Raw genomic sequence first — 242 nt, 5'->3', positions numbered from 1 at the left:
CCCTTGGACTGCGCTCGCGACCCAGCCATCGCGCAAGGTCTTGCCGGTCGCGTAATGAATAAGCTGGATGCTTTCCATTACATCTGCGGGTACATGCATTGCGTTGCCGTCGGCGTCTACTCCGGCAACGAGTACTTGAACTTTGACCTGCATTCGGCCATTAGCGACAAGTGCCCTGCTTTGAGTATTATTACCCGCGTCAAACTTGACTTTTAAACTGGACAGCCCCGCCAGAGTGGGCG

The 242-nt window shown here is 55.0% G+C and carries 1 protein-coding gene; it reads left to right on the top strand.

Annotation, left to right across the window (positions count from 1 at the left end):
• Window positions 1-216, top strand: a 216-nt coding sequence (locus AAEY83_RS18045) for a hypothetical protein (protein WP_351061438.1), incomplete at its 5' end; no start/stop codon positions are given.
• Window positions 217-242: the final 26 nt, after the last annotated feature.

Source organism: Psychrobacter sp. TB20-MNA-CIBAN-0197, from assembly GCF_040309765.1.
GTDB classification, from domain to species: Bacteria; Pseudomonadota; Gammaproteobacteria; order Pseudomonadales; family Moraxellaceae; genus Psychrobacter; species Psychrobacter submarinus.
Note: the sequence above shows the minus strand (reverse complement) of the source record. Positions and strands in the feature narration are given on the sequence as shown.